We start from the raw sequence: 23,194 nt of genomic DNA, 5'->3' as shown, positions 1-23,194 counted from the left end.
GAAGCAGAGGAGGCATTCTACGCACGCTTGAAAGCCAACGAAAAAGCAGCCTAATCATTGAACCAGAAACTCTCCGGTAAACCCGGGGCGGTTCACTATGGCGGGGTGCCCTATCGCGAGATCGGCGCCGACGCCGCGGAAATCGCCCATCCTGAAAAGGGCGGTAAATGGTTTGAGGATGGCGCTCAGGAAGATATCGTTGTCCATCGCTTCGGTCGGTTCGTCGATCCCTGGCTTGAGGACCAGACAATCATCGATGAAATCCGCGGAGAAGGCGGCGAATCTGATTTCCGCCTGCGCTATGCAGCGCGCACGGACTCACCGCCGCAAATGGCGGCGCTACGTCAGCGGGTCGAAAACATCTTCTTCTTCAACGAAGAGTGGCTCGGCGCCGTCACACAGCTTATACGTTATGCCGAACGCAAGGGCCGGCCTGTAAAAATCGATATCGTTGCGTATAGCCCCGAGGATATCCTGCGCGCGATCGCTGCTTCCGCGTTTGGTTTTCCTGGTTATGTCCCGACTTTCAGACTCGGCATTGAGCACGATGGCGTAGTCGAGCGCTTCATTGGAGTGCCCGAATGGGATGGATCGCCGCCGGATTTCAATAAGGTGATTTCCGAGCATTTCGCCGGCGACAGCTTTGGCTATTTCCTCGCCTGCCACTTCGGCGTGAATAGGTCGATGAACAGCGATATCATGATTGATTTGGGTATGCGATACGCGGTGTTTCGCGAGGGCGAGTCTGGCCCCGAACGATTCCGCGTCCAGGGGGCATCGATCATCTCGGTGAAAGGTGCTATTTTGTCGATGAATCAAATGATTTATGAGCATCAAGAAGAGGTCGGCCAGCTCGTTGAGATCTTCATGACCACCGATCAGGGCTTCGCCGAAACAATCGAGTCATTCGTCAACAGCGACCATAATATCGCCGAGCGGCAGCTTGCGAAAATGCTCGAGAGTGAAGCGCCTCCAGCAGAAGAAATGTTTTGGTGCGGCGACATCACCGATTGCGACCTTTGCGGTCAGCCCTTCGCACTGATGCGTTTCATGATCGACGCCATTTTACTGGGCGGCGTCGGTGCCAATGTCTGTGCGCTTTGCTTCCTAAAGGAGGGGACTGGCATTGGCGCCGGGCGCGGGCAAATCTACGAGACAGATGAAAAAGGCTGGCGACACATTGCGGGGTAATTGACCGCTGCGTTGGTGCCGCAAAGCTGACCTTAGCGGCGTTCGCAGCGAAAGCTTGCTTCCCGCCCCCCCTTCCGTGGGAGCTGAAGGCCGAAGCTGCGCCCTATACGCAGCGCGGCAATGAACTCGGAGCGAGCGCCAAGCCGCGCCCCCCAGCATTCACCTTTCTGCCGTCCGCCCTGTCCGCCCCCAGGCCCTGTTGGATATGGCGGCGGACGGCAGGCGGACAGGGCGGACAGCGATCACGCCTGATCCATGATGATGACGCGCCGCCGGTCCTTGCCTTCCCGGTCGTGGGTGATCCGGATGCCGGGGCACACATCCGCCGTTGTCACGCCGCTCTCCTGCTGCTTCAGGATCGCAATGATCTGCTCCTCCGTGAACCGCGATCTCTTCATTCCGTCCGTCTCCTTCGTTGGGACAGACTCTACCTCAAACCGGAGGTGGAAACGGGTCTCAGGTCACGATCTGTGCCTGTGTAATACCTGTAAGCGCGGTGGCGGCTCGTTGGGGTCAGCCTGGGCGGTTTGGCTCTCTTTGCTCTCAGTTTCACGGCAGACAAGTTGCGGGGGTATCAAGCCGACCATGGCAGTGTGCAAGCTGGACCGTAGGGAATTAGCCCTGAGGTCCGCCGCTGGGACGACGCCCCCTCTGTGACCGCCTCAACGCCTCTCTGCCGCCACCACGGAAGCGGGGGTGATTTAGGGCCGCAGAGACCCGAGGCACAGCAACAGCTCCTTGCCGCATGGCAAGGTCAACTGCTCAGCGGGCACGGGCGGGATGGTGATCCTGTCGAGCGCAGGAAGATGCGACCGAAGAGCGGGAGGTTGATATGGATAAGGTTCTGCACAGATCAGCGTCCTTCTACGTTTAAAGCGGCGCAAGAATTTGATTTCGTTTCTATTTGGCATTGATTGCCCTGCCCTCACCCCTACGCCACCGACGCAGGAGCTGACAAGGAGGCAGCCCTTGACGTTTAAAGTTGTGTCCTTTTGGGGTACACCCCTGCGGAACTCCCACGGGTTCTGGGCTTTCCGTCCGAGATGGCCGTTCTCGATCGCCCACACCCACAGGTGTTGGATGAGGGTGGCGTTCTTCGCCGCTGTCTGAGCGGAGAGACCCTCTGGGCTGGGTGATTTCGGACGGATGGGAGGTAGACGTCTCGGAAGCGGCGAGCCTCTTCGGTCGAGGTTCATTACCGTCGTGCGCTTCAACGGGGCATAGCCGTAGGGATTTCCGACGCGACGAGCCTCCACATACTGCGTGTGGGCGAGGTCAAGCGGAAACCCTGATCCGGTAGCCACGTGGGCGAAACGCTTGAGCTGGTCGCTTGGAACGCCGCGAGCCTCAGGTTGCTCCAGCTGGTCGCTCAAGACGAACTCCACACCGACGTTGAAGGGGTCGCCCTCTTCCTGCGCCTTCTTGCGGGCAGCCAAGATCGCTTCCCGCCACTCAACGACAGGTGCGAGGGAAAACGCCTCACCGTCCTGCAGTCTGCGGATGTCGCCCAGCAGGATGTCACGAAGCTTGCGGGCGGAAAGAAAATGGCGCGTACCAGGCCCTCTTGCGATCGTCTTAAGAAACGCTTTGCCATCCCAAGGGTTCGGAAGACCTACCAGATCGGGCGATGTAACCATCTTGAGCACCCAACTTTTGCTGGGGTCGCGAGGTTGCCTGAGGTGCGCATGTCTTCTTTCTCGGTATTCTTGTGGTTCACACTTGGACAACAAGCGTTTGGACATCAAGTGGAAAACCCAGAAATACAACTGGTTTAGCCTGGGTGGCGGAGACGAAGGGATTCGAACCCTCGAGACGGTTTCCCGCCTACTCCCTTAGCAGGGGAGCGCCTTCGACCACTCGGCCACGTCTCCGCCGACCCGTATAGCGGTCCAAGCACAGGATATTCAAGGCGAAATTCCCTGAAATCCGAAATCGGCTCCGAGGGGCCTGAACCCCTTGAAATGGCATGGAAAGGCACCGCCCGGACCTGTTTCTGGGGCAGGATTTGGTCAATTTTGTTTCCGCTTCGTTCCAGCCGTGTCGCGGAGTGCCGCCTCTCTGAGGACCTTGGCACGCCGTTGCAGCCCACGAGTCGGGGTACCTGTTCGAGCCCGTGTGACGGTCATAGCATTGTCGGAACTTTAGACCGCCCTCCCGCGCCAGGGCAAACAGCTTGCGGCGGGCCTTGTCGTAGAGCCGGGCGCCCATCGGGTACCCTTCAATTGAGGATGATGCCTTCTTAGTCACCTATGCGGCGGGTTCCTCCCCCCAGCGGTTGTGCTTTGGCGTCGCTCTGGGGTGCCCTGCCAGCTGGAGTAGAAAGAGGCCCGCAATCCGCAGCGGATCCGGTTTGCCCTGTCATTCGGGCTTGGCTGCGCTGTGCTGCGGTTGGTACGGATTACCTGCTTGCCGCGCACGCCGGTTGGTGGGGCCGTGGATCTTAGCACCAGCCCGCCAACGTGCAGCTGCCGGTGTCAGGCCTTGCGCGCGCCACTGGCGCGGCGCGGTGGTTTGGGTCGGGTGGGCGGGCGGGTTGCCCTGTGGGGGAGTACTGATCGGCGCGACGGCCCACAGGGCGGTCGGGTCAGAGGCCCGCGAAATCGCACAGGGCGTGCACGTCCATGCCCATCGCCTCCAGCCGGCGGCGGCCGCCCAGGTCGGGCAGATCGACGATGAAGGCGCAGCCGATCACCTCAGCGCCCAGCCGTTCGCACAGTTTGATCCCGGCCTCGCATGTGCCGCCGGTGGCCAGCAGGTCATCCACGATCAGCACTTTTTCGCCGGGCTGCAGGGCGTCGTCGTGGATTTCGACCACGGCCTCGCCGTATTCCAGCTTGTATTCCTCGGCGATGGTGGCGGCGGGCAGCTTGCCCTTCTTGCGCACGGGGACGAAGCCCTTGGACAGTTGGTGCGCGATCGCGCCGCCCAGGATGAAACCGCGTGCCTCCAGCCCCACGACCTTGTCGATCTGGGCCCCGGCATAGGGATGCAGCAGCTGGTCGATGGCCATCCGGAACCCGCGCGGATCGGCGAACAGCGTGGTCACGTCGCGGAACATGATCCCTTCGTGGGGGAAGTCGACAATGGTACGGATATAGTCCTTGACGGTCTTGCTTTGCGGCATCGCGCGGTCCTCTCGGCTCTGTTCACCGTTCGGGTTTCGCCCAAGCGGGACCGGCGATCAAGGGCGCGATTGCCGCAATAGCTCAGCGTTTGACGGCGCTGAAGTAACGGTACAGCCTGTTGGAAATCCACTTCAGATGCGGTTTGTTCCAATCCAGACGGTCGTGCATCATCATGCTTTGGGCGGTGTGCAGGTTCATATTCGTTCCCTTTCTTTTATTGTTGCCGCAAGAATTCCGCTCGATGCTGCCTTGCGGTGGTGATGCTAAAGTATATACATTGCATAGGCAAAATTCAAGGTCCGGGGGTACGGCCTTGCCCAAGAAGGCAACGAAAAAGAAAGACAGCCAGCTTGTGCTGCGGCTCGACAAGCAAGAGCGCGATGCCTTTGTCGAGCTGTGCAAGGATCTGGATACCAGTGCCGCGCGCGAAATCCGGGCCTTCATCCGGCGGTTCATGAAGGAAAACGGCGACAAGGGCTGAGCCTGCCGCCCGCCCATGAAAAAGGGCGCGCCGTGCTGACGCGCCCGTTTCGTGTCGATGGTCCGTTGTGGTGGCGTCAGGCGTTCAGCACCCGGCCCGCGACCGCATCCAGCTTGGCCATCAGCGCGGGGTCGCGCTTTTCGGGGGCGGTAATCAGGGCGTATTCCAGCGCCCGGTCGCAGCCATGTTCGCAGGGCTTGTAGTCGCCCAGCAGTTTCGGCAGGCGGCTGACCATGCCGCGGGCCTTTTCCGCGTTGCCCACCAGCGTCTTGACGATATCGGACACCTCGACCGCGTCATGGTCGGGGTGCCAGCAGTCGTAATCGGTGACCATGGCGATGGAGGCATAGCAAATCTCGGCCTCGCGGGCGAGTTTGGCCTCGGGCATGTTGGTCATGCCGATCACGTCGCAGCCCCAGTTTTCGCGGTACAGCTTGGACTCGGCCAGGGTGGAAAACTGCGGCCCTTCCATCGCCAGGTAGGTGCCGCCCTGATGGATGGTGATGCCCTCGTCGCGGGCGGCCTGCAGGCAGGCGGCAGACACGCGCGGGCAGGTGGGGTGCGCCATGCTGACATGGGCCACGCAGCCCTTGCCGAAAAAGCTTTTCTCGCGGGCGAAGGTGCGGTCGATGAACTGGTCCACCACCACGAAATCGCCCGGCGCCAGTTCCTCGCGGAAGGATCCGCAGGCGGACACCGACACGATTTCGGTCACGCCGATCCGCTTCAGCGCGTCGATATTGGCGCGGTAGGGAACCGTGGTGGGCGAATGCACGTGGCCGCGGCCGTGGCGCGGCAGAAAGGCCATCTTTACCCCGTCCAGCGTGCCGGTCAGGATTTCGTCCGAGGGGGTGCCCCAGGGGCTTTCCACCGCTTGCCAGCGGGCCTCTTCCAGCCCGTCGATGTCGTAGACGCCCGAGCCGCCGATCACCCCGATCATCCGTTCCATGTCACTCGCCCCTTATCGTTGAATGCCATTGCGCCCCCGTTCTAACGTCCCCGCGCGCCAAGGGAAGCCGCAGCATGGCCGCAGGGGCGGGTTGCCCGATTTTTCTGCGGAAATATGCGGCGCAGCTCACTCGCCCGGACGTCTCAGGTCGAACACCGCCTGGATGGCCGCGTAATCGCGATAGCCCATCCGCGCCAGCGGCACAAAGCGGGTCACGTCGAAACGTCCCTCGTGCAGGCAATCGTCGCGCATGTGCACGCCCATGACCTGGCCGAACACCGCGAAATTGGCCGCGCCCGGCAATTGCACGATCTGGGTCAGGCGGCATTCCAGGCTGGCGGGGGCGGCGGCCACGCGGGGGCAGTCGATGGTTTCGCAGGCGGCCTTTTCAATGCCGGCCTGTGCAAACTCGTCCACCTCGCGCCCAAAGGCAGCCGAGGTCGCGTTCATGACGTCCCGCATCGCGTATTCCACGATGTTGGCGCAAAAGACGCCGGTGTCGCGGATATTGGCCACGCTGTCCTTGGTGCCATCGCGGTCCGGTTTCGTGGCGGTGGAGGCGAACATGACCTGCGGCGGGTCATAGGCCACCGCGTTGAAGAAGGAATAGGGCGCCAGGTTGTCCGCCCCGTCCGCGCCGCGGGTGGAAATCCAGCCGATGGGCCGCGGTGTGACGATGGCGTTGAACGGGTTGTGGGGCAGGCCGTGGCCATCCTCGGGGCGGTAGAACATGTCGGTCCCTCGCTGGTATTTGCCCCCGACATAGCCCCGTGCTAGGGCCGTTTCAAAGGGCAAGCGGGGCAGGGGCGTGATCCGTCTGGCACAAGAAACGGCCGAGGATTGGTGGGAGGTCGAAGCGCTGTACGACCTGTGCTTTGCGCCGGGGCGCGAGGCGCTGTCGTCCTACCGGCTGCGCGAGGGCGTGCCGCCAGTGGCCCCCCTGTGCCTGATCGCCCGCGACGCAGGCGGAATCCTGGCAGCCGCGATCCGCTATTGGCCGGTGCAGGTGGGCGGGGCGCAGGCGCTGTTGCTGGGGCCGATCGCGGTGCACCCCACCCGCCAGGGCGAGGGGCTGGGCGCCGCCCTGATCCGCGAGTCGGTGGAACGTGCCCGTGCCCTGGGCTTTGCCCGTGTGATGTTGGTGGGCGATGCGCCCTATTACTCGCGCTTCGGCTTTGCCCGGCTGGACGGGGTTGAAATGCCCCCGCCGACCAACCCCGACCGCGTGCTGGGGATCGAACTGACGCCCGGCGCCTGGGACGGCGTCGCGGGCGAGGTGACGCGGGCCAACGCGTGAGGTGGAGAAAAATCTTACCGAAGATTTTTCTGTCCGAAGAATTTTCGTGAAAATTCTTCTGCCTGGCGGTTATTCCCCGCGTCGGCGCAGCCAGTCCATCACAGCGGGCCGTACCGATTGCGCGCCGCTGGCGCGGGCGGCGTCGATCACCGCGCGGGCCTCGGTCAGATCGCTTTTGCGCAGCATGTTCTTGACCGGCCCGATCGAGGCCGGGCGCATCGACAGGGCGCGCAGCCCGATTGCGGCAAAGCACAGCGCCTCGACCGGGCGGCCTGCATCCTCGCCGCAGAAACTTAGCGGTGTGCCGGTATCCTCGCAGCGCTTCACGATCTGTTCCAGCAAGGTCAGGAAACTGACGTTCAGCGTGTCATAGCGGCGGCGGACATGCTCGTTCTCGCGGTCGGCGGCGAAGAAGAACTGCTTCAGGTCGTTGCCGCCGATAGAGATGAAGTCGGCCTCTTCGTAGAACTGGCGCGGTGCAAAGGCCATGCTGGGCGTTTCCAGCATCGCGCCGATCTCGACCTTTTCGGGCAGGACGCGGCCCAGCCGTTCCTCGCGCTCAAGCTCGCCCAGGACATGTTCGCGCGCGGTTCGGAACTCGTCCAGCTGGGCGACGAAGGGGAACATCAATGTCAGGGGACGGCCGTTCGCCGCGCGGATCAGTGCCTGGATCTGCATCCGCATGACGCCGGGCCGGTCCAGCCCCACCCGGATCGCCCGCCATCCCAGGGCGGGGTTCGGTTCCTCGCGCCGCTTCATGTAGGGCAGCACCTTGTCGGACCCGATATCCAGCGTGCGGAACACGACGCGTTTGCCCTGTGCGGCGTCGATGACGCGCGCGTAAAGCTGCGCCAGCTCGCTGCGGCGGGGCACCTTGGTGCGCACAAGGAACTGCAATTCGGTGCGGAACAGGCCCACGCCCTCGGCGCCCGAGCTTTCCAGCGAGGGCAGGTCGGCCATCAGGCCTGCATTCATCGTCAGCGCAACCCGCGTGCCGCACAGGGTCAGCGCCGGTTCGTTGCGGATCGCGGCATAGCGTTTCACCGCCTTGGCCTGCATCGCCATCTTGTCGCGGAAGGCGCTGGCAACGGTTTCCTCGGGGCGCAGGTGCACGATGCCCTGTTCGCCATCGACCAGCACCGGGTCGCCATTCAACGCCTCGGTGGTGACACGCCCGGCATGTACGATCAGCGGGATCGCCAGGGCGCGGGCCACGATGGCGGCGTGGCTGCCGACGGCGCCCTCCTCCAGCACGATGCCGCGCAAGGAACGGCCGTAATCCAGCAACTCGCCCGGGCCGATATTGCGGGCGATCAGGATCGGGTCGGCGGGGCGTTCGGCGCCGGTGCGCTCGCCCTGGCCGGTCAGGATGCGCAACAGGCGGTTGGACAGGTCATCCAGGTCGTGCAGGCGTTCGCGCAGATAGGGATCGGGCACCGTCTGCATCCGGGCGCGGGCGGCGGATTGTTCCTTTTCCACGGCGGCCTCGGCCGACAGGCCGCGGGCAATGTCCTCTTCCATGCGGCGTTTCCAGCCGCGGGAATTGGCGAACATGCGGTAGGCTTCCAGCACCTGCAACTGTTCGTTGTCGCCATCTGGCGCGGCGTTCAGCATCTCGTCGACCGTGATGCGCAGCTTGTCCACCGCCTCGTTCAGGCGGGCCATTTCGGTGGCCGGGTCGTCGGCGATGGGCTGGGTCACCACAACGCGCGGTTCGTGCAGCCAGGCATGGCCCATGGCCACGCCTTCCTGTGCGACGGTCCCGCGCAGCATCGCCGGCCGTGAATGCAGGGCGGTCAGGGCCTCGCCCTCGCCGATAAAGGCGCCCAGTTCCGTCATCTCGGCCAGCACCATGGCCACGACTTCCAGGGCGTAGACCTCGTCGTCGGAATACTGCCGACCCTCTTTCGACTGCACGACCAGCACGCCCAGCCGCACGCCCAGCCGTTGCACCGGCACCCCCAGGAAAGAGGAGAACACCTCTTCCCCGGTTTCGGGCATGTAGCGAAAGCCGCGTTCCTGCGGCGCGTTGCCGGTGTTGATCGGGCGCGCGGTCTTGGCGACGCGGCCGACCAGGCCCTCGCCCACGCGCAGGCGGGTCTGGTGCACGGCCTCGGGCTTCAGCCCCTCGGTGGCGCACAGTTCCAGCGTGTCGGGATCGCGGAACAGGTAGATGGAACACACATCCGTTCCCATCTGTTCGGCGATGATATGGGTGATGCGGTCAAGCCGTTCCTGCCCCGCGCCGGGTTCGGCAAGGGTGTCGCGCAGGCGGCCAAGCAGCCTGCGGCTCGCGCTGTCAGTCTGTTCGGGCATGTGCCCCCGGGTCAGGCCGCGTTGTCCAGTTCGAACGCATCATGGAGGGCTTGCACAGCAAGTTCCATATATTTCCGGTCGATCAGCACCGAAATCTTTATCTCAGAGGTTGTAATGACCCGGATGTTGATCCCCTCAGCGGCGAGCACCTCGAACATCCTGGACGCCACGCCGGTATGGCTGCGCATCCCGATGCCCACGACCGACACCTTGGCCACGTCGGTATCGGCGACCATGTCGTGGAAGTTGATGTCGCCCGCCTCCTTGGCCTTGGCCAGGGCGTCCTGGGCGCGGGCCACCTGGTTGACCGGGCAGGAAAAGGTCATGTCGGTGCGGCCCTCTTCGCTGATGTTCTGCACGATCATGTCCACGTTGACGCCTGCCTGCGCCAAGGGGCCAAAGATCGCCGCGGCGATGCCCGGCCGGTCGGCGACCGAGATCAGCGTCATCTTCGCCTCGTCGCGTTGATAGGCGATGCCCGAAACCACATTCTGTTCCATGATGTCCTCCTCGTCGCAGACGAGCGTGCCGGAGTTTTCGTCCGTATCCTCGAAGCTGGACAGAACCCGCAGCTTCACCTTGTAGCGCATCGCCAGTTCGACCGACCGGGTTTGCAGCACCTTGGCGCCCAGGCTGGCCAGTTCCAGCATTTCCTCGAACGCGATGCGGTCGAGCTTGCGCGCCTTGTCCTCGATCCGCGGATCGGTGGTATAGACCCCGTCCACATCCGTATAGATGTCGCAGCGCACCGCGTCGAAGGCCGCGGCAAAGGCTACCGCCGTCGTGTCCGACCCACCCCGGCCCAGGGTGGTGATCCGGCCCTCGGGGCTGATGCCCTGGAACCCGGCCACGACGGCCACCTTCATGCCCTCGGCGAATTTCTGGTCGATATTGGCGCGCGGGATATCCTCGATCCGGGCGGCGGAATGCGCGCTGGTCGTCTGCACCGGCACCTGCCAGCCCTGCCAGCTGCGCGCGGGCACGTCCATTTCCTGCAACGTCAGCGCCATCAGCCCGGCAGTGATGTTCTCGCCAGAGCTGACCACGGCATCGTATTCGCGCGCGTCGAACAGGGGCGAGGTTTCCTCGACCCAGCCGACCAGTTCGTTCGTTTTGCCCGACATGGCCGACACAATGACGATCACGTCATGGCCGCGCTCTACCTCGCGCCTGACCTTTTGGGCGGCGTTCCTGATCCGCCCCAGATCGGCGACCGAGGTGCCGCCGAATTTCATCACAAGAACCGACATGGTTCGCCTATCTCGTCCCGCATGTTTCGGGTTGCTCTAGGCGAAACCCCGCGCGCGGGCAAGATCAATAGGGATGGGGCTGCCCGTCCCATGTTTCGAAACAGCCGGTGTTGCCCATATCCAGCGCATCGAAACGCGCGATCAGCCCCGCGGCGGCCTGTTCCACCCCCAGATCGGCCGCCGTGCCGCCCATGTCGGTCCGCACCCAGCCGGGGTGGTAGATGCCCACCGCGATGCCCTCGGGGGCCAGGTCGCTGGACAGGTTGCGGCCCAGGTTCAGCACCGCCGCCTTGGAGGCACGGTAGATATAGGATTTGCCCGGCGCGCGTTCGTCGCTGGCCATCATCGAGGACAGGATCGCGATCTTCGGGCTGGGCGCCCGGCGCAGGTTGGGCAGCAGCGCCTGGATCGTCAGGAACACGCCGGTCACGTTGGTTGCGAACATCTGCGCCCACATTTCCGGCGGATAGCCGTCATCCAGCGGCTGGCCCTTGTCCAGATACAGCGCGGCATTGCACACCAGCAGGTCCAGCGCCGTGCCTTTCAGCTGGTCGGCCAATGCGCGGATGCTGGCCGGGTCGGTCACGTCCAGCGTTTCCCAGCGGGCGCCATCCACCGCGGGCGGCTGACGGCGCGCGGTGCCGATGGGGCTGTCGCCGCGGGCGGCATAATCTTGCAGCACTTGCAGGCCGATGCCGCGGTTCGCGCCGGTAATCAGCGGGGTCATGGGAACCTCAATTCGTTTTGCGCCCGGGGGCAAAGGGCAGGGGGGCGACGGGAATGCCCTCTTCGATCAGTTTCTTCGCCTCGTCCAGCCGCGCCTCGCCATGGATCGCGCGTTCGGGGGTCAGGCCGGCGTGCATGTCGCGGGCCTCTTGCGCAAAGCGGGGGCCGACGTAATCGGAATGCGCCTCGATCTTGCGCTTCAACTCGGCCAGGGCCTGTTCGGCGGGGCTGGCCGGGGTGCTCAGCTTGGGCGCGTCGGGCTCTGCGGGGGCGGCGGGTGTGTCGGTGGCGACGCTGGGGGCCATCAGGGTTTTCTGAACCTGCGTGCCGCCGCAGACCGCGCAGGCAACCATGCCCGCGGCGTGCAGCTTGTCAAAGGCGTCGGCCGACTGGAACCAGCTCTCGAACCGGTGTCCGTCAGCACAGCTCAGCGTGTAGCGGATCATGCCGTCAGCGCCCCCTGGTCAAGGATGCTCAGTAGATAACGCCTGCGCGGGCCAATGCAACGGGTCGGCTTGACCCGCGGGTTGCGCGCGATAGCTATCTACCAACCGCCGACAACCGATGGAGGGGACAGAATGCGCCCGTTCAAGGCCCTTGCCGCATTGGCGCTGAGCGCCACGACCGCCACCGCCGCGCCAGCGCCCGAGGGCCTTCGCTTTGCGGCCATCGACGGGGGTGAAATCGCGCTGGACGATTTTCGCGGCCAGCCCGTCCTGGTGGTCAACACCGCCTCGCGCTGCGGGTTCACACCGCAATATGACGGGTTGCAGGCGCTGTACGCACGCTATGGCCCGCGCGGTTTGGTGGTGCTGGGCGTGCCCTCGGACGATTTCAACCAGGAACTGGCGGATGAGGCAGCGGTCAAGGGTTTCTGCGAGGTCAATTTCAACCTGACCTTCCCGATGACCGAGATCACCCACGTCAAGGGTGCACAGGCGCATCCCTTTTATCGCTGGCTGAAGGCCGAACACGGGTTCGAGCCGGGCTGGAACTTCAACAAGGTGTTGCTGGGCCCAGATGGCGAGGTCGTGGCGACCTACGGGTCGTTCACCCGCCCGAACGCGCGCAAGCTGACCGCGCGGATCGAGGCATCGCTGGACTGAGCCTGCCTTGCCCGCCGGTTGTGGCGCGGGCAGGGTGGCGGGAAATTCCGCCGCGAGGTTCCGCCATGATCCGCGCCTTCGTCGCAATCCCGCTGCCTGACGATATTCGCGCCGCGCTGGTGGCGTTGCAGGCGCGGTTGCAGGTGGGCCGCGTCCTGCCGCCCGAGAATCTGCACCTGACGTTGGTCTTTCTGGGCGAGGTGCCGGACCCCCTGCTGGAGGAGGTGCACCTGGCCCTGTCGGGGGTGCATGCGGCGCCCTTGACCCTGCGGCTGGCGGGGCTGGACATGTTCGGCGGCGCGCGGCCCCGGTCGATCCATGCGCGCGTGGTGCCGGACCCGGCACTGGATCACCTTCAGGCGCGGGTGGCGCAGGCAGCAAGGACCGCGGGGGTGCAGGTCGAGGCGCGCCGTTTCGTGCCCCATGTCACGCTGGCCTATGTCAACGCCGCGCGCACGGGGCGTGCCCGTCTGGCCCGCGCCGTGGCGGGCGGGGCCGCCTTTGCCGCCGGTCCATTTCAGGTGCACGGTTTCGCGCTTTACCGCTCTGATCTTGGGCGTGGCCCGGCGCGGCATGCCGAATTGGCGCAGTACCCGCTTTCCGCTTCGCCGAATCCTTCCGACCCCGCATAGTGTCGCCAAAACGGGAGGAAACATGATCTGGACGATTCGACCCGGGCAGGGGCTGGGGCCGCTGGACCTTGGCATGACGCCGGAGGCTGTCGCCGAGGTGCCAGGACTGGGCAGGGCGGGCCATGTCTATCGCGGTACGGGCGGCCGAACGATGGAGTATCGCGGCCTGCACCTGCCGATCTGCGAGTATCGCGAGGGTCAGCTTGTTCGCATCGTGACCGGGCGCCATGTCGCCGGTGTGCAATTCGCGGGCGTTGACCTGTTCGCCGTGGAAACCGCCGTCATGCTGCGCCTGTTGGAAAGCCGTCTGGGGCCGGTGACGCTGTGCACCGAGCAGTTGTTTTTCGGCACGGCGGGCCTGTGCCTCAGCGGCTTTTACGACATGCACGATCACCAGTTTTTCAAACCCGGCGTGGAATATCACGACGAACGCAGCCTGGCCCTGTTCGCCCCCGGCCAGTCGGGCGGCGAGGGCGAGGATCACGAACCGATAAGCTTTCTGTAGCCCCGGCCTCAGACCTGCGGCACGCCGCCCTGCATCACCGTCACGAACCAGTCGGTGTCGATATTGCCGCCGCACAGGATCACGCCGACGCGACGGCCCGCCATCATGTCCCGTTCCGCCATCAGCGCGGCCAGCGGTGCGGCGCCTGCGCCCTCTGCCACGTTGTGGGTGGCGCGGAAATACAGTCGGATCGCCTCTGCCACCTCTTCGTCGGATACGGTGATGATGCGTTCCGCGCCACCTGCATAGATCGCCATGGCCTCGGGCACCGGGACGCGCACGGCCATGCCATCGGCAAAGGTGCGGGCGGTTTCGGTTTCCACCATGTCGTTCGCGGCCATGGACCGCAGCACGCAATCGGCGTTTTCCGACACCACGCCGACGATCTTGGTCTTCAGCCCCAAGAGGTCGCGCACGGTAATCAGCCCGCAGATCCCAGACCCGCAGCCGATCGGCACATAGACCGTGTCCAGATCGGGCTGTGCGGTGAACAATTCCAGCGCATAGGTCGCCACGCCGCGCACCAGTTCGGGGTGAAAGGGCGGGACGGGGAACAGCCCCTCTTCCTCGGCCACGCGCATCGCCTCGGCCCGGGCGGTGTCGAAATCGGCGCCGTGCACGATCACCTGCCCGCCAAAGGCCCGCATCGCGGCGTTCTTTTCGACCGAATTGCCCTCGGGCACGTAGATTTTCGCCGTCATCCCCGCCGCCGTCGCGGCCATCGCCTGCCCCTGCCCGTGATTGCCGCGGGTGGCGGTGACGATGCCGGGGCAATCGGGATGGGTGCGCTTCAGCCAATCGATGAAGGTCAGCGCGCCGCGCACCTTGAAGGCGCCGGTGGGGGTGTGGTTCTCGTGCTTGACCCAGACCTCGCACCCCAATTCCTGTTCCAGCAGGGGCCAGGCGTATTGCGGCGTGGGCGGCATCTGCGCATGCACCAGCGCGGCGGCGGCCTCGATCTCGTCGCGGGTGAACAACGGCTCAGGCATCGGTGGTGTCCTTTTGCTGGGTGGGGTGGGGGCGGATCAGCCGTGCCAGCGCGTCCAGCAGCGGATCCAACCCGGTATCGCCGGTATGAAGCCTGTCGATGGCGGTGCGGGCGGCGGCGGCCATGGTGGCCTGGCCCTTGGCGTCCAGTGTGGCCAGCGCCGTGGCCAGTGCGTTGTCATCGGCAACCGTCCGTGCCCCGCCTGCGGCATCCAGCACGGCATAGGCCTCGGCGAAATTGGCGACATGGGGGCCGTGCAGGATGGCCGAGCCATGGGCGGTGGGTTCGAACGGGGTATGCCCGCCCCGATCCACCAGCGAACCACCGACAAAGGTGATCCCGGCCAGCCGGTACCACAGGCCCATCTCGCCCATCGTGTCGGCCAGGTAGACGGGTGTATCGGCATCGGGGCTGTCCCCCCGCGACCGGGTGGCGTGGGTCAGACCGGCGCGCGCGATTGTCTGCGCGATCTCGGGGGCGCGGCGGGGATGGCGCGGGGCCAGGATCAGGCGCAGGCCGGGCCGGGTCTGCCGGGCGGTGGCAAAGGCGGACAGGATCGCGGCCTCTTCGCCCGCGTGGGTCGATGCGGCCAGCACCGTGTCGCCGCGCGGGAAAAGCGGGGCCAGGCGGTCTAGGTCGGTCTGGTCGGGGCCATCCTGCATCGCGCTGCCGGATTTCAGGTTCACCACCGGGCCGATCCGGTCGGCGGGCAGGCCCAGGGCGTGGAACCGTGCGGCAGACCCGTCATCCTGCGCCGACAGGTAGGACACAGCGGCCAGCGCGGGACGGATCAGACCGGGCAGGCGCCTCCACCGCGCCGCGCTGCGTGCCGACATGCGCGCGCCCAGCACCAGTACCGGGCGGTCGCGCTGGGCCATCGCGGCCAGGCGGTTGGGCCACAGTTCGCTTTCGATCAGGATCAGCGCGGCGGGCTGCCAGCCGCGCAGGAACCGGCGCAGCGCCTGCCGGTAATCCAGCGGGGCCAGCCGCGCCGACACCTGGGCCATGCCCCAGCCACGCACCAGATCGCGCCCGGTTGCGGTGTTGCAGGTCACCACCACGCGGGCCGCCAGACCGCGTTCCAGGATCGCCTGCACCAGCCCCCGGGCCGAGGCAGCCTCGCCGTTAGAGGCTGCGTGCAGCCAGATCACCGGGCCGGGATGGGGCGGGCTGGGCGCGTGTCCGCCCAACCGTTCGCCCGCCTCGCCCCGCTTGCGCAGCAGGCGGATGGCGACGGCAGGGGCAGCAAGGCTCAGCAGCAGGCGGTACAGGGTCACGGGCGGCGGTCCGGTGGCGGCATCGTCCAAGGCTTACGCGTGGCCCCGCAGGCTGGCAAGCCGTGCCGCGGCGGGCAGATCTTAAACAGATTTCCACGACTCACATTTTTTTGACTGGAATTGATCTAAGTCAAAGATTGGTTTTGGAAGAATTCTAAGGTCGTGGGGCAACGCGTGAACCCGAAATGAACGGTGCCAACCATGAAACGTCTTCTTACAACCGCGCTCCTGACGACTGCCCTGGCCAGCCCGGCCGCCGCCGAGGATCTGCGTTCGCTTGCGCTCGATTACTTCGAGCCGCTGCCCTCGACCATTCCGCAAATCGCGGACAACCGCGTCACGCCTGAGAAGATCGAACTTGGCAAGGCCCTGTTCTTTGATCCGCGGCTGTCGGCCTCGGGCGTGTTCTCGTGCTACTCGTGCCACAACCTGACCACCGGCGGCGACGACAACATGGAAACCTCGGTCGGTCACGGCTGGCAAAAGGGGCCGCGCAACTCTCCCACCGTTCTGAACGCGGTTCTGAACATCGCCCAGTTCTGGGACGGCCGCGCCGAAGACCTGAAAGCCCAGGCCAAAGGCCCGGTTCAGGCCGGTGTCGAAATGGCGAACACCCCCGAGAACGTGGTCGATACCCTGAACTCGATGACCCAGTACCAGGAATGGTTCTCTGACGCCTTCCCCGAAGAGGCGGAGCCGGTCAGCTTTGACAACATGGCCCGCGCGATCGAGGCGTTCGAGGCCACGCTGATTACCCCCTCGCCGTTCGATGCATTCCTGAACGGCGACGACATGGCGCTGACGGATGAGCAGAAAGAGGGCCTGGAACTGTTCGTCGACAAGGGCTGCACCACCTGCCACAACGGCGTGAACCTGGGCGGCAACGGCTACTATCCGTTCGGCCTGGTCGAAAAGCCCGGCGCCAACATCCTGCCCGAGAGCGACAAGGGCCGCTTTGCGGTGACCGAAACCGCCTATGACGAGTACGTCTTCCGCGCCGCGCCGCTGCGCAACATCGCGGAAACCGCGCCCTACTTCCACTCGGGCAAGGTCTGGGATCTGAAGGTCGCCGTGCAGGTCATGGGCGTTGCCCAACTGGGCGAAGAGGTCAGCGACGAGGAAGCCGACAAGATCGTGGCCTTCCTGCACAGCCTGACCGGCGAGGTGCCCGAGATCACCCTGCCCGTGCTGCCGGCCGAGAGCGCGACGACCCCGCGCCCCGACATCATGATCCGCGAAAACTAAACGCGACCCTCTGTCTCCGCGCGTATGGAAGGGGCTGGCCGATGGCTGGCCCCTTTCCTGTTGCGCGTGGGCAAGGGGGACGGCACAGGCCCGCGCCCGGTTGCCGTTTGGGGCGTTGGCTAGTAGTCGGTCTGGTTGGGCGGATCGTCATAAAGCGACCAGCCATATTCCCGCCCGGTCGGCGGCAGATCCTCATCCCGCGTATGCGCCTGCATGAAGGTCTTGGCGATGAAATTCGCGGTGATCGGCGCGGTCAGGAACAGGAACAGGGTAATCAGCAACTCGTGGAACGAAAAGCTGCCCTTTATCACCAGGAAATACAGCATCGAGGCGATCAGCACGCCGCCCACGCCCAGGGTGGTTGCCTTGGTCGGCGCGTGCAGCCGTTGCAGCGTGTCGCGCAACTTTATCATCCCGAACGAGCCCACCAGCCCGAACACGCCCGAGACGACCAGGAAGAAGGCGATCAGGATTTCCACGATCAGGTCCATGGCGCGTTCCTCACTCGATGATGTCGCCGCGCAGCACGAAGCGGCAATAGGCGACGGTCGAAACAAAGCCGACCATGGCGACCAGCATGGAGGCCTCGTAATAGATCGCGGTGCCGTGGAGGATGCCGTAAAGGATCAGGATCGCGATCAGGTTGATGACCATGGTGTCCAGCGCAAGGATGCGGTCGGCGACATCCGGGCCGCGCACAATACGCCAAAGGTTGAACAGCAGCCCCAGCCCGTAACAGCCAAAGGCAAAGAACAGCGCCGCCTCGATCATTGGAAGATCTCCTTCAGTCGCGCCTCGTAGCGGGTCTTGATGTCGTCGCGGACCCCGTCGGGATCGTCCGTATGCAGGCAATGCACCAGGATCGACCGCCCGTCGCTGGCCAGCATGGTGGATACGGTGCCCGGCGTCATGGTGATCGTGCCGGCCAGTGCCGTGATCGCCTCGGGCGAGGTCAGATCAAGCGGCACGTTGATCCAACGGGAATGGATGTCGGCATTGCGTTTGAACAGGATGATCGCGGCCACCTGGATATTCGCCACGATGATGTCCCACAGCACGACCAGCCCGTATTCGGCCACCATCAGGGGGCGGCGCAGGCGCGGGCGGTTGGGCCAGTAGACCGAGGTCACGATCGGTACGATGATCCCCAGGATCACCCCCAGCAGCAGGTTGCCCGGCGTGACCTTGTTGACCAGGCCCAGCCAGACCGCGGTCAGCGTGAAGGTCATCAGTGGATGGGGAAACAGGCGGTTCAGCATGGCTCAGCCCTCCGGGTCCGTCAGCACGGCGGCGATATAGCCCTCGCGGTCGAAAAGCTGGGCCGAGGTCGCATCCAGGAACCCTGTCACCGGCCCGGCAAACGCGGCCAGCAGCGCCATCAGGCCAACCGCGGCCATGGCCGGGGCAATCTCCAGCGGGCCGGCGGGCGCGGCGGGGGCGCTGTCGTCTGGCGGGGCGATGGCGGTGGGTTTCCAGAACAGCACGCTGCCCGCGCGGGCCAGCCCGACGATGGTCAGCAGTGACCCCACCAGGATCACCGACCAGCCGATCACCAGATGTTCCGGCGCGCGCAGGGCGTCCAGCACCAGCAGCTTGCCCAGGAACCCGCTCAGCGGTGGCATGCCCGCCATGCCGATCGCCGCGGCAAAGAAGATCGCGGCATACAGTCCGGTCTGCGCGGTCGCGGGCTGCGGGGTCAGCGCGTCGTTGCCGCGCCGCGTCACCACCAGGTCGGCCAGCAGGAACAGCGCGGCCCCGGCAAATGTGGAATGCAGCAGGTAGTACAGCGCCGCCGTCGTCGCCTGCGGGGTAAAGACCGCGACCGCCAGCATCAGCGTGCCCATGGACCCCACGATGGAAAAGGCCAGCATCGGCATCAGCCGCCGCGCCCCCATCACGCCAACCGCCCCCACTGCCATGGTGATCGCGGCCGCCGGGAACAGCCATGTGCCGGGCAGCCCGGCCGTGGCGGCGATGTCGGGGCCAAAGACGATGGTGTGAATGCGGATAATCGCGTAGGCGCCGACCTTGGTCATCACGGCGAACAGGGCGGCCACCGGGGCGGGCGCATTGGCATAGGTGCCCGGCAGCCAGAACTGGATCGGGAACAGCGCCGCCTTGATCGCAAAGACGATCATCAGCAGCATCGCCGCCACGCGGACCAGGGCCGCATCCTCTACCGGGATTTCGCGCACCCGCACCGCCAGATCGGCGATGTTCAGCGTGCCCGTGGTGGCGTAAAGCGTGCCGAGCGCGAACAGGAACAGGGTGGATCCCGCCAGGTTCATCACCACGTATTGCAGCCCCGCCTGCAACCGCACGCGTCCGCCGCCATGGATCATCAGCCCGTAGGACGCGATCAGCAGCACCTCGAAGAACACGAACAGGTTGAAGGCGTCGCCGGTCAGAAACGCGCCGCAGATGCCCATCAGCTGGAACTGGAACAGCGCGTGGAAATGACGGCCGCGCCTGTCCCAGCCGCTGGCCGCCGCATGGGTCAGCACCAGCAGCCCCAGCACCGCGGTCAGCAGCACAAGGATCGCCGACAGCCGATCCAGCACCAGCACGATGCCAAATGGCGCGGGCCAGTCGCCCAGCCGGTAGACGTGGGTTTCCCCGCCCGCGGCCAGTACGGTCAGCCCCACGGCGATGGCGGCCAGCGCCGCGTTGCCCGCGAAGGACGCCGCGCGCGCCAGCGTGATGTCGTGGCGCATGACAAAGGCGATCACCGGTGCCAGCAGGGCGGGCAGGATGACGGGGGCGATAATCCAGTGGTTCATGCCTTGGCGTCCCCGTTTTCCGCCTCTTCGTCCATGTCGATCCGGTCATGCCCGGCCTCAAGGAACGCGCCGAGCGCGATCATCACCAGAACCGCCGTCATCCCGAAGGAAATCACGATCGCCGTCAGCACCAGCGCCTGCGGCAGCGGGTCGGTGTAGGGCACGTCGGCGTATTTCGACAGGATCGGCGGGGCGTTCACCGCCAGTCGGCCAGAGGCGAACAGGAACACGTTCACCGCATAGGACAGCAGCGCCAGCCCCAGGATCACCGGAAAGGCCCGCAGCCGCAGCACCAGGTAGACGCCGCCCGCTGTCATGATGCCCACCGCACTTGCGATCACCAGTTCCATGTCACGATCCCTCCGTCTGGGCGGCCTCGACCCGTTGCGAGGGGTCATAGTCCATCGGCTCGACATTCACGGTTTCCCCGGCGAAACGCGCGATCCGCGACAGGCTGTAAAGCATCAGCATCACCGCGCCCAGCACCGTCAGGAACACGCCCAGGTCGAACAGGAAGGCAGAGCCAAGGCCGAACTTCTCGATCAGGGGCAGGTCGATATAGCCATAGGCGCTGGTCAGGAACGGTTTGCCGAACAGCCACGCCCCCGCGCCCGTCAGCCCCGCGACCACCGCGCCCCAGCCGATCATGGTGTGATACTCGATCTTCTGGCGATCCTGCGCCCAGGCAAAACCCGAGGCCATGTATTGCATCAACAGCGCGATGGAGATGACCAGCCCCGCGATAAAGCCGCCGCCAGGCTGGTTGTGCCCGCGCAGAAAGATGTAGATGCCCACCATCACCGCGATCGGCATCATCGCGCGGGTGGCCACCACCATCAGCAGCGGGTGCCGGTCGCGCGACCGGTCGCGGCCATAATCGGCGTTGCGCAGCCGCCGGGCGGCCGGGCCGTTCAGCAGCGCCTCCATCAGGGCGAATATGGTCAGGCCCGCGATGCCCAGCACGATGATCTCGCCATAGGTGTCGTAGCCGCGGAAATCGACCAGGATCACGTTCACCACGTTCGTCCCGCCGCCGCCGGTATAGGAATTGGCCAGGTGGAAATCCGAAATCACGCTGACATCGCGCAGCAGGAAGGCATAGGCCAGCGCGGCCACGCCCACCCCTGCGCCCACGGCGATGGCGCCATCGCGCGCGCGTCGGGCGACACTGCTTTCGCAGGGGGTTTCCTTGGGCAGGAAATGCAACGCCAGCAGCAGCAGCATGATCGTCACCGTCTCGACCGAGATCTGGGTTAGCGCCAGGTCGGGGGCCGACAGGTAGACGAAGCCGACCGAGACCATCAGCCCGATGATCCCGATCATCACCAGCGCCTGAAAGCGCTGGCGATGCATCTTGACCACGGCAAAGGTCGCCACAGCCAGCAGCACCCAGCCGACCGCCACCACGATCGGCACCGGCAGCAGCGGGCGCGTGGGGGCGGGCAGGCCGCCGCCCGTCCAGGCAATATAGCCCATGGCCAGGGTCGCGGTCACGAAGATGGCCAGGTAACGGCTGATCGCCCCGTTATGCAGCGCCTTGGTGATGCGGTCCGACAGGGCGGTCAGCCCGTTCACCAGCCCGTCAAAGATGACCTTGGCCTCGGGGCGCGGCGCGGCGATCCACAGCCGATCCAGCGGGCGGTGCAGCGCCAGCAGCACCAGGCCGCCCGCCACCGCGATGATCGACATGAACAGCGCGGGCGTGAACCCGTGCCAGATCTTGAGCGAGTAATAGGGCAGGTCGCCGCCGATCACCGCGCCGCCTGCAACGGCCACCAGCGGCCCCGCGATCAGGGCCGGGAAGATGCCGATCAGAACCACCAGCGTCGCCAGCAGTGCGGGCGCGGCCCACATGCCAAAGGGCGGGTCGTGCGGTTTCGACGGATAATCGTCGCGCACCGGCCCCAAGAAGACATGCGCGATGAACCGGAAGGAATAGGCCACCGACAGCAGCGCGCCCACCGTGGCCAGCACCGGCACGGCATAGGGGCTGCCCGCCCAGACCGTATGCGCGGCCTCTTCCAGCATCATTTCCTTGGACAGGAAGCCGTTGAACAGCGGAATACCCGCCATCGACAGCGCCGTGACGATGCCCAGGGCGGCGGTGACCGGCATCAGCCGCGCCAACCCGCCCAGCCGCTTGATGTCGCGTGTGTGCGCCTCGTGATCGACGATACCGGCGGTCATGAACAGCGCGGCCTTGAATGTCAGGTGGTTCAGGACGTGGAACACCGCCACCACGGCCGCCAGCTTGGTTCCGAACCCCAGCAGCATGGTCAGCAGGCCCAGATGGCTGACCGTGGAATAGGCCAGCAGCGCCTTCAGGTCGTCCTTGAACAGCGCGATCGTGGCCCCCAGCACCATGGTAATCAGGCCGGTGGTGGCGACGATGTAGAACCACGCATCGGTTCCGGCCAGCACGGGCCACATCCGCGCCATCAGGAAGACGCCCGCCTTTACCATCGTGGCTGAGTGCAGATAGGCCGACACCGGCGTCGGTGCGGCCATCGCGTGTGGCAGCCAGAAGTGGAACGGGAACTGCGCCGATTTGGCAAAGGCCCCGATCAGGATCAGGACCAGCGCGGGAATGTACCAGTCCGAGGCGCGGATCGCCTCGCCCTGTTGCAGGATGTCGGTCAGGTTATAGCTGCCCGCGATGTCGCCCAGGATCAGCATCCCCCCGATCATCGCCAGCCCGCCCGCGCCGGTCACTGCCAGCGCCATGCGCGCGCCTTGCCGACCCTCTGGCAGATGCTTCCAATAGCCGATCAGCAGGAAAGAGGTCAGGCTGGTCAGTTCCCAGAAAATCAGCAAAAGCAGGATGTTGTCGGAAATCACGATGCCCAGCATCGCGCCCTGAAACAACAGCAGATAGGTATAGAATTCGCCCATCGGGTCGTCCCCCGACAGGTAATAGCGGGCGTATAGCGTGATCAGCAGGCCCATGCCCAAGATCATGCCCGCGAACATCAGCCCCAGCCCGTCCAGGAAAAAGCTGACCGATAGCCCCAGCTGCGGCAGCCATTCGATTTCGGCCTGGATCACCTCGCCCTGCATGACCTGCGGGGCCAGGATGCCCAGCATTACCAGCGCCAGGATCGTGGGCACCGCAGTAAAGCTGGCGCAGGCGGTGCGCCCGGCGCGGATCATCAGGCCGGGCACCAGTGCGCCGAGGAAGGGCAGGAGGGCTATGATCGGAAGAAGGCTCTGGCCCATGGTCGTCCCTGTTACCGCTCTTTTCGAATCGAATGCTTATCCGGATTTGGGCCTGTGGAAAACGCAGGCAGACCAGATATTGGTATTTCGCGCGTAAAAGTCCCCTGAAA

23 protein-coding genes, 1 tRNA gene and 1 pseudogene are annotated in these 23,194 nt (G+C 65.2%); 7 read left to right on the top strand and 18 right to left on the bottom strand.

Annotated elements, in window-relative coordinates:
• Positions 1 to 57: 57 nt before the first annotated feature.
• On the top strand, positions 58 to 1,191 hold the full coding sequence (locus EV656_RS09770; protein WP_132603009.1) for a hypothetical protein: 1,134 nt from the start codon (positions 58 to 60) through the stop codon (positions 1,189 to 1,191).
• Positions 1,192 to 1,505: 314 nt separating this feature from the next.
• On the opposite strand, the pseudogene EV656_RS16560 reads toward EV656_RS09770, so the two are convergent.
• The 4 genes and pseudogenes from EV656_RS16560 to EV656_RS09755 all read right to left on the bottom strand — a co-directional run.
• Positions 1,506 to 1,589 (bottom strand): annotated as a pseudogene (locus EV656_RS16560) (transposase); the annotation flags it as partial.
• Positions 1,590 to 1,892: 303 nt separating this feature from the next.
• Positions 1,893 to 2,933 carry a hypothetical protein gene (locus EV656_RS09765; RefSeq protein WP_132603006.1) on the bottom strand — a complete coding sequence of 347 codons (1,041 nt, stop codon included), beginning with the start codon at positions 2,931 to 2,933 and terminating at the stop codon, positions 1,893 to 1,895.
• A 39-nt stretch (positions 2,934 to 2,972) separates the two neighbouring features.
• Positions 2,973 to 3,062 (bottom strand) — tRNA-Ser (locus tag EV656_RS09760).
• 713 nt (positions 3,063 to 3,775) lie between these two features.
• Positions 3,776 to 4,315 carry an adenine phosphoribosyltransferase gene (locus tag EV656_RS09755; protein ID WP_132603003.1) on the bottom strand — a complete coding sequence of 180 codons (540 nt, stop codon included), beginning with the start codon at positions 4,313 to 4,315 and terminating at the stop codon, positions 3,776 to 3,778.
• A gap of 314 nt (positions 4,316 to 4,629) precedes the next feature.
• Between EV656_RS09755 and EV656_RS16555 the strand changes: the two genes are divergently transcribed.
• Positions 4,630 to 4,797, top strand: coding sequence for a hypothetical protein (locus tag EV656_RS16555; protein ID WP_165918980.1), 168 nt, complete (start codon positions 4,630 to 4,632; stop codon positions 4,795 to 4,797).
• Positions 4,798 to 4,873: 76 nt separating this feature from the next.
• Here the strand turns inward: EV656_RS16555 and EV656_RS09750 are convergent, their stop codons facing one another.
• Positions 4,874 to 5,746 (bottom strand): S-methyl-5'-thioadenosine phosphorylase, encoded by an 873-nt coding sequence (locus tag EV656_RS09750; protein WP_132603000.1) that lies wholly within the window; start codon positions 5,744 to 5,746, stop codon positions 4,874 to 4,876.
• A 126-nt stretch (positions 5,747 to 5,872) separates the two neighbouring features.
• The gene (locus tag EV656_RS09745) at positions 5,873 to 6,478 is read right to left on the bottom strand and encodes a flavin reductase family protein (RefSeq protein ID WP_132602997.1); all 606 of its coding nucleotides are present in this window, start codon (positions 6,476 to 6,478) and stop codon (positions 5,873 to 5,875) included.
• A gap of 76 nt (positions 6,479 to 6,554) precedes the next feature.
• Between EV656_RS09745 and EV656_RS09740 the strand changes: the two genes are divergently transcribed.
• Positions 6,555 to 7,043, top strand: coding sequence for a GNAT family N-acetyltransferase (locus tag EV656_RS09740; protein ID WP_132602994.1), 489 nt, complete (start codon positions 6,555 to 6,557; stop codon positions 7,041 to 7,043).
• 69 nt (positions 7,044 to 7,112) lie between these two features.
• Here the strand turns inward: EV656_RS09740 and ptsP are convergent, their stop codons facing one another.
• The 4 genes from ptsP to EV656_RS09720 all read right to left on the bottom strand — a co-directional run bounded on the left by ptsP (position 7,113) and on the right by EV656_RS09720 (position 11,781).
• On the bottom strand, positions 7,113 to 9,359 hold the full coding sequence (gene ptsP / locus EV656_RS09735; RefSeq protein WP_132602991.1) for a phosphoenolpyruvate--protein phosphotransferase: 2,247 nt from the start codon (positions 9,357 to 9,359) through the stop codon (positions 7,113 to 7,115).
• Between the two features lie 11 nt (positions 9,360 to 9,370).
• Complete coding sequence (locus tag EV656_RS09730) at positions 9,371 to 10,609, bottom strand: aspartate kinase (protein ID WP_132602988.1); 1,239 nt, start codon at positions 10,607 to 10,609, stop codon at positions 9,371 to 9,373.
• Positions 10,610 to 10,673: 64 nt separating this feature from the next.
• The gene (locus EV656_RS09725; RefSeq protein WP_132602985.1) at positions 10,674 to 11,336 is read right to left on the bottom strand and encodes an SDR family oxidoreductase; all 663 of its coding nucleotides are present in this window, start codon (positions 11,334 to 11,336) and stop codon (positions 10,674 to 10,676) included.
• 7 nt (positions 11,337 to 11,343) lie between these two features.
• Entirely contained in the window at positions 11,344 to 11,781 is a 438-nt protein-coding gene (locus EV656_RS09720) for a DUF1178 family protein (RefSeq protein ID WP_132602982.1), read from the bottom strand.
• Between the two features lie 132 nt (positions 11,782 to 11,913).
• Between EV656_RS09720 and EV656_RS09715 the strand changes: the two genes are divergently transcribed.
• The 3 genes from EV656_RS09715 to EV656_RS09705 all read left to right on the top strand — a co-directional run bounded on the left by EV656_RS09715 (position 11,914) and on the right by EV656_RS09705 (position 13,578).
• The gene (locus EV656_RS09715; protein WP_132602979.1) at positions 11,914 to 12,441 is read left to right on the top strand and encodes a glutathione peroxidase; all 528 of its coding nucleotides are present in this window, start codon (positions 11,914 to 11,916) and stop codon (positions 12,439 to 12,441) included.
• Positions 12,442 to 12,506: 65 nt separating this feature from the next.
• On the top strand, positions 12,507 to 13,073 hold the full coding sequence (thpR, locus tag EV656_RS09710) for an RNA 2',3'-cyclic phosphodiesterase (protein WP_132602976.1): 567 nt from the start codon (positions 12,507 to 12,509) through the stop codon (positions 13,071 to 13,073).
• Between the two features lie 22 nt (positions 13,074 to 13,095).
• Positions 13,096 to 13,578, top strand: coding sequence for a hypothetical protein (locus EV656_RS09705; protein WP_132602973.1), 483 nt, complete (start codon positions 13,096 to 13,098; stop codon positions 13,576 to 13,578).
• An 8-nt stretch (positions 13,579 to 13,586) separates the two neighbouring features.
• Here EV656_RS09705 and EV656_RS09700 read toward each other — a convergent pair whose 3' ends face one another.
• Both EV656_RS09700 and EV656_RS09695 read right to left on the bottom strand, forming a co-directional pair.
• A complete protein-coding gene (locus EV656_RS09700; RefSeq protein ID WP_132602970.1) occupies positions 13,587 to 14,567 on the bottom strand; it encodes a threonine dehydratase in 981 nt (326 codons plus the stop codon).
• Positions 14,560 to 15,873 (bottom strand): 3-deoxy-D-manno-octulosonic acid transferase, encoded by a 1,314-nt coding sequence (locus EV656_RS09695; RefSeq protein ID WP_132602967.1) that lies wholly within the window; start codon positions 15,871 to 15,873, stop codon positions 14,560 to 14,562. Before EV656_RS09695 ends, EV656_RS09700 begins: the two co-directional genes overlap by 8 nt.
• 171 nt (positions 15,874 to 16,044) lie before the next feature.
• On the opposite strand from EV656_RS09695, the gene EV656_RS09690 reads away from it, so the two are divergent.
• The gene (locus EV656_RS09690; protein WP_132602964.1) at positions 16,045 to 17,088 is read left to right on the top strand and encodes a cytochrome-c peroxidase; all 1,044 of its coding nucleotides are present in this window, start codon (positions 16,045 to 16,047) and stop codon (positions 17,086 to 17,088) included.
• Positions 17,089 to 17,207: 119 nt separating this feature from the next.
• Here EV656_RS09690 and EV656_RS09685 read toward each other — a convergent pair whose 3' ends face one another.
• Genes EV656_RS09685 through EV656_RS09660 form a run of 6 tightly spaced genes read right to left on the bottom strand, consistent with a single transcriptional unit; the run spans position 17,208 to position 23,084 of the window.
• Positions 17,208 to 17,579 carry a Na+/H+ antiporter subunit G gene (locus EV656_RS09685; protein WP_132602960.1) on the bottom strand — a complete coding sequence of 124 codons (372 nt, stop codon included), beginning with the start codon at positions 17,577 to 17,579 and terminating at the stop codon, positions 17,208 to 17,210.
• Between the two features lie 10 nt (positions 17,580 to 17,589).
• On the bottom strand, positions 17,590 to 17,859 hold the full coding sequence (locus tag EV656_RS09680) for a K+/H+ antiporter subunit F (protein WP_132602957.1): 270 nt from the start codon (positions 17,857 to 17,859) through the stop codon (positions 17,590 to 17,592).
• Positions 17,856 to 18,347, bottom strand: coding sequence for a Na+/H+ antiporter subunit E (locus tag EV656_RS09675; protein WP_132602954.1), 492 nt, complete (start codon positions 18,345 to 18,347; stop codon positions 17,856 to 17,858). Before EV656_RS09675 ends, EV656_RS09680 begins: the two co-directional genes overlap by 4 nt.
• A 3-nt stretch (positions 18,348 to 18,350) precedes the next feature.
• Positions 18,351 to 19,868 (bottom strand): monovalent cation/H+ antiporter subunit D, encoded by a 1,518-nt coding sequence (locus EV656_RS09670; protein ID WP_132602951.1) that lies wholly within the window; start codon positions 19,866 to 19,868, stop codon positions 18,351 to 18,353.
• Positions 19,865 to 20,218: a Na+/H+ antiporter subunit C gene (locus tag EV656_RS09665; protein ID WP_132602948.1), complete on the bottom strand. Its 354-nt coding sequence runs from the start codon at positions 20,216 to 20,218 to the stop codon at positions 19,865 to 19,867. The genes EV656_RS09670 and EV656_RS09665 overlap by 4 nt, the downstream gene beginning before the upstream one ends.
• A gap of 1 nt (position 20,219) precedes the next feature.
• A complete protein-coding gene (locus EV656_RS09660; RefSeq protein WP_132602945.1) occupies positions 20,220 to 23,084 on the bottom strand; it encodes a monovalent cation/H+ antiporter subunit A in 2,865 nt (954 codons plus the stop codon).
• Positions 23,085 to 23,194: the final 110 nt, after the last annotated feature.

This window comes from Rhodovulum adriaticum, from assembly GCF_004345735.1.
Classification (GTDB): Bacteria; Pseudomonadota; Alphaproteobacteria; order Rhodobacterales; family Rhodobacteraceae; genus Rhodovulum; species Rhodovulum adriaticum.
This window is presented reverse-complemented; position numbering and strand designations above follow the sequence as displayed.